Here is a 5,265-nt window from a genome sequence, read left to right on the forward strand (position 1 = left end):
GTAGATGACACCTCCCTCCGGCGTCGTGATGGTCCTGCCGCGAGGCTGGAGACATGAACAACTCCTCCGTGGACGGGTCGGCGACGCAGGTCACCGCGCGTCCGGCATCCGAAGCCTCGAACCATGATCCGGTCGTCCTCGAGCTGAACGGCGTCACACGCCACTTCGGCTCGGGCGACCGCCGCGTGCAGGCCGTCGTCGGGGTCGACCTGTCGATCCGCCGCGGCGAGGTCGTCGCGCTGCTCGGACCGAACGGCGCGGGCAAGACGACGACTCTCGACATGCTCCTCGGGCTCACGCAGCCCAGCAGCGGCAGCGTCCGGGTGCTCGGCGTCACGCCGGAGCAGGCGACGTCGAGCGGAGCGATCGGCGCGGTGCTGCAGACCGGCGGCCTTCTGGGCGACCTGACCGTGGGCGAGACCGTGCGCCTCATCGCCTCGCTGTACGGAACGGAAGCGGCCGCGCGGGTGCCTGAGGTCATGGCCCGCGCCGACCTCGAGCACCTCGCCCGCCGCCGCGTCTCCAAGTGCTCGGGGGGAGAGCAGCAGCGGGTGAAGTTCGCGCTCGCGATGGTGTCCGACCCCGACATCCTGGTGCTCGACGAGCCCACGGCGGGGATGGACGTCACGGCCCGGCGGCACTTCTGGGACGTGATGCGGGCCGATGCGGATGCCGGACGCACGATCATCTTCGCCACGCACTACCTGGAGGAGGCGGAGCAGTTCGCCCGGCGGACCGTGGTGATGCACCGCGGCGCGGTCGTCGCGGATGCGCCCACCGCTCTGCTGCGAGCGAGTCTGGGGGAGCGGAGCGTGTCCGCGACGGTCGGCGAGGCCGGTGCGGCGCTCGTCGCGACGCTGAGCGCGACCGACGGCGTGGTCGACGTGCGACTCGACGGAGATCGGCTCAGCCTGCGCGCCGCAGACTCCGATGCCGCCGCCCGCATCCTGCTCGACCACAGCGCTCACGACCTGGAGATCGCCGCACCCACCCTCGAAACCGCCTTCACGGCTCTGACGGAGAACTGACATGCTCGTCTCACCCACCATGCTGCGCATCGAAGGCGTCCGCCAGCTGCGCAACCCGTACACGCTCGCGTTCACCCTGGCGATGCCGGTCGCGATGTACCTGCTGTTCGGAGCCGGGATGGGCTTCGGCTCGCTCTCGGCCGGGCACGGCAACGTCTCGTTCTACGTGATGACCTCGATGGCCGCGTACGGCACGGCGGTCGCGATGAGCTCTCTGACCTCGCTCGCCGCGACCGAGGCGAAGCAGGGCTGGGGGCGCCAACTCGCCATGACGCCGCTGACGACCGCGGGCTATGCGCTGACGAAACTGCTCACCTCCGTCGCCTTCGCGGCGCTGGCACTGGTGGCGGTCTTCGCCGCAGGCATGATGACCGGCGCGGAGGTCGAGGACGGCTGGCGCTGGGTGGCGACCGCGGGCATCATCCTCGGGATCGGCCTGATCTACGGCCTCTTCGGGCTCGGTGTCGGCCTGTTCTTCAGCTCCGACTCGGCCGCGGCGCTCGCCTCGATCTCGATGACGTTCTTCGCGTTCTTCGGCAACGTCTTCATGCCCCTCGACGGGGTGATGCTCGACATCGCCCGGTTCACCCCTCTCTACGGCTTCGTGGCTCTGAGCCGCTGGCCGTTGACCGACGGCACCCTCACCACCGGACAGACGGATGAGCTGTGGATGCTGTTCCTGAACGTCGCCGTGTGGCTCGCACTGTTCGTGCTGCTGGTCACCATGGGCATGAAGCGCTCCCGGGCACGGCAGTAGGACTCCGTGCGCATCGGGCGACGACAGTAGGTTGGACGGATGACGCAGCACTCGAAGCGGGTCTCCTCGGAAGCATCCGAGGAGGCCCGGCGGTTCGCCGCCCTGGGAGCCCCGCCGGCTGCATGGGCAGCTCCGGGAGCGCGCCCCCCACGCGGACCGGTGGGAAAGGACCCCTGGGCCCGGTTCGGCTGGCTGATGGCCGTGATCTGGCTGGTCTTCCTCGTGTACCCGGTGATCGCACTGTTGCGCTCGGAGGCGCCGCTCGCGTGGATCGTCGTCGGCTGGATCGCGCTGGTCACGTTCGTCGTGCTGTACGTCACCGGCTTCATACACGGCATGCGCGGCGGTGGAGGACTGGGGCGACCACCGTCGACGCGGCAGTGGGTCACCTTCGCGATCCTCATCGTCTGCGCGCTGGTCTCCGTGCCGGCGGAGGGCGGATCGGCGCTCAGCTTCCTGCCGTTCGTCATGTCGTTCGCCTCGTACGGCCTGACGCGCGTCTGGCACTGGATCACGACGATCGCGGCCATGACGGTCGCGGCGCTGTGCGTCTTCCTCCTCCCCGGAGGCCTCAGCTACCTGTCGGTGCTGGCGATCATCGGCCTGCTCGGCGTGGTCAACACGGTGACGACCTGGCTCATCATCCGCTCCGCCGAGGCCGAACAGCTCGGGCTCGAGCTGGCGACGAGTGAGGGCCGCGAAGCGGTCGCCCGTGACGTGCACGACCTGATCGGCCACTCGCTGACGGTCGTCGGTCTGAAGGCGCAGCTCGTGCGACGGCTCATGGACTCCGATCCGGAGCGCGCCAAGGCCGAGCTCGCCGACATCGAGCGACTGACTGCGGAGGCGATCGCCGGGGTGCGGTCGTCGGTTGCCGGTGCACGGGCCACGACGCTCGTCGAACAGCTCGCGTCGTCGCGGGACTCTCTCCGCGCGGCCGACATCGATCTGCGCGTCGACGGGGAGCCTGCTGCTCTGTCGCCGGTGCAGGCGATCACCGCGAGTTGGATCCTGCGCGAGGCGACGACCAATGCGCTGCGTCATTCCGAGGCCCACACCGTGCGAGTGCTGCTGGCGCCGGGGCGACTGGTCGTCGAAGACGACGGGGTCGGCATGAAGGACGGCGCGAGTGACGACTCGGGCAACGGGATCCGCGGCATGCGCGAACGCGCGGCGGAGGCGGGTGCGGGTTTCATGATCGCTGCGGCGCGTGAAGCCGAGGGCTCAGGGACCCGGGTGGAGGTGACCTGGTGACGGCCGCCGGGGAGGCCGGCGGCATCCGGCTGCTGATCGCCGACGACCAGGCGCTGGTGCGTGGCGCGTTGGGGGCGCTGCTCGATCTGGAGCCGGATCTCACCGTGATCGGCATGGCTTCCGATGGTGCAGAGGCGCTACGGCTCGCGGAGGAGCTGCGACCGGACGTGTGCCTGATGGACATCCAGATGCCGGGCATGGACGGTGTGGAGGCCACGCGCCGCATCCGCGAGGCGAGTCCGGAGACGCGCATTCTGGTCGTGACCACCTTCGCGCGCCCCGGTTACCTGCGGTCGGCGCTGGATGCCGGAGCCAGCGGATTCATCGTGAAGGACACTCCCGCCGAGCAGCTGGCGGAGGCGGTTCGTCGGGTGCATTCCGGGTTGCGCGTGCTGGATCCGGTGCTCGCCGCAGACAGCCTGTTCGACGGCGCGAACCCGCTGAGCGACCGCGAGCGTCAGGTGCTGCGCCTGGCCGCCGACGGGCGGTCGGCTGCGGCCATCGCGGCGGAGGTGTTCCTGTCGGCCGGCACCGTGCGGAACCATCTCTCCGCGGCGATCGGCAAGACGGGTGCGGGGAACCGGGCGCAGGCGGTGCGGATCGCGCTCGACAAGGGCTGGATCTGACGCTCAGCTGTCTTTTGCGGATGCGGACTGCGCCTGCTGTGCCGCGGCCTGCTTCTGCCGTGCGAGCCAGGTGTGCCCGGCGATCGCGGCCCTGACCTCGGCGGAGTAGTCCCTTCCCCCGTCCGGGTGACGGAAGAGGTTCCTCCGGTGGAAGGGAGACGCCTCCCGATGCGGCCCACTGCGGTCGATGCGCCGGGCGAGTTCGGTGAGGCTGTCGCGGCCGGCTTCGTGGTACTCCTGGCGCTCGGCCTCATCCAGGCGGATCAGGCACGAGTCGTCGGCCATCGAGGAGATCGTGTACCGGGAGTCGAGGTACAGGTCGCCGTGCTGTTCGACCAGGAACCACAGGCCCGGCTCGTGGTCGACGTAGCGCATCGCATCGCGCACCTCGGCGATGCGAGCGGCGTCGCCCCACTCCTCGACGGGAGGGATGGCTTCGAGGGGCCGTCGCATCGCGGCATCCAGCGGGTGATACCCGAATGTCGGAGGGGCGTCGCGATACAGGGTGAGGCAGGCGACCCGGCCGCACGCGGTGCACGTGACCTGGCTCTCCACCCGCTCCATGAGGGCGGAGGCGTGCAGCAGCCGGAGGTCGGCGAGGCTCACGGCTCCGCTGGACTCCTTGAGGGCTCCTGCTTCGACCCCCGCCACGAGAGCGTCGACCGTGCCGTCCAGATCGAAGGACCCGTCGCCGGTGCGCACGATCAGTTCGCGGCACACCGGGCAGTCCTCGTCGGCCGGGCGGCACGTCTCCTTCGGATCGTCCAGGGTGAACGCCACCCGGCGCAGGTCGCCGGCTCGACGGCCCCCGTGCTTCACGAACTCCGGGCGCAGATACGCTGCCTCGAGGACGAAGTAGCGGTCCCCGTCGGCGAACCTCCAGGGGACGTCGAACGTCGCCTTGAAGTCGGCGAAGGTCGCATCGTTGTCGACCCCCGGGAGCCACTCCGCGGCGTCGAGGCCGCGCGGAGCGGACGGCGTCGGCGCGAGGTGCAGGATCACGGCGACGACCGCGTCATCGTGCAGCACGATCTCGCCGCCGGACCCGAACAGCAGATGCCGCGAGAGCACGGCGGGTTCACCGATCCGGCGCTCCGTCGTCTCCACGGGTACGGTGCCCAAGGCATCGATCAGGCGACGCACGGGTGCATCCTCTCGTGCCCGGCAGAGGGCGTCGAGAATCACGGGCATCCGGCCTTGCTCTCGACGTAGCGTCACCCGACCAGTATCGGTCACCGACCGCTCTGGCGCGATGTCGGCGGCCCCGCGTACCGTGGACGCCGATGGGCGACGGCGCCCGACAGGAGGAGCACGTGATGGATTGGAAGATCGAACTCATCTTCGTCCCGGTCTCGGATGTCGACCGGTCGAAGGCCTTCTACGAGAAGATCGGCTTCCACGCCGACCACGACCAGACGCCCGTGGAGGGGCTGCGGTTCGTGCAGATGACTCCACCGGGTTCGGCCTGCTCGATCGCCTTCGGCACCGGCCTCGGCATCGATCTCGAGCCGGGGCAGCAGAACACGATCCAGGTCGTGGTGCCCGACGCCGACGAGGCGCTGGCGCATCTGCAGGGCCTCGGCGTGGGCGCACGAGGCGT

The 5,265-nt window shown here is 70.0% G+C and carries 6 protein-coding genes; 5 read left to right on the plus strand and 1 reads right to left on the minus strand.

The genetic code is table 11. From position 1 onward, the window contains the following. The first annotated feature begins 53 nt into the window (after positions 1-53). From ACNPM4_RS04315 to ACNPM4_RS04330, 4 genes are read left to right on the plus strand one after another with little or no spacing between them, the layout of a single operon-like run. Complete coding sequence (locus ACNPM4_RS04315) at positions 54-1,028, plus strand: ABC transporter ATP-binding protein (RefSeq protein WP_448984813.1); 975 nt, start codon at positions 54-56, stop codon at positions 1,026-1,028. A gap of 1 nt (position 1,029) precedes the next feature. Then, entirely contained in the window at positions 1,030-1,785 is a 756-nt protein-coding gene (locus tag ACNPM4_RS04320) for an ABC transporter permease (protein ID WP_029262342.1), read from the plus strand. 39 nt (positions 1,786-1,824) lie between these two features. After that, positions 1,825-3,039 (plus strand): sensor histidine kinase, encoded by a 1,215-nt coding sequence (locus ACNPM4_RS04325; protein WP_448984814.1) that lies wholly within the window; start codon positions 1,825-1,827, stop codon positions 3,037-3,039. Then, a complete protein-coding gene (locus ACNPM4_RS04330) occupies positions 3,036-3,665 on the plus strand; it encodes a response regulator transcription factor (RefSeq protein WP_029262344.1) in 630 nt (209 codons plus the stop codon). The genes ACNPM4_RS04325 and ACNPM4_RS04330 overlap by 4 nt, the downstream gene beginning before the upstream one ends. Positions 3,666-3,668: 3 nt before the next feature. Here ACNPM4_RS04330 and ACNPM4_RS04335 read toward each other — a convergent pair whose 3' ends face one another. Continuing rightward, complete coding sequence (locus ACNPM4_RS04335) at positions 3,669-4,808, minus strand: hypothetical protein (protein WP_448984815.1); 1,140 nt, start codon at positions 4,806-4,808, stop codon at positions 3,669-3,671. A gap of 173 nt (positions 4,809-4,981) precedes the next feature. Here ACNPM4_RS04335 and ACNPM4_RS04340 point away from each other — a divergent pair. Then, positions 4,982-5,265 (plus strand): VOC family protein (locus tag ACNPM4_RS04340; protein WP_448984834.1); only part of this gene is annotated, 284 nt, incomplete at its 3' end.

The organism is Microbacterium umsixpiens (genome assembly GCF_053543675.1).

What these genes read in the sequence shown, in the direction of transcription:
- ACNPM4_RS04315 (WP_448984813.1), top strand. Translation starts at nt 54, where the DNA reads ATGAACAACTCCTCCGTGGACGGGTCGGCGACGCAGGTCACCGCGCGT.
- ACNPM4_RS04320 (WP_029262342.1), top strand. Translation starts at nt 1,030, where the DNA reads ATGCTCGTCTCACCCACCATGCTGCGCATCGAAGGCGTCCGCCAGCTG.
- ACNPM4_RS04325 (WP_448984814.1), top strand. Translation starts at nt 1,825, where the DNA reads ATGACGCAGCACTCGAAGCGGGTCTCCTCGGAAGCATCCGAGGAGGCC.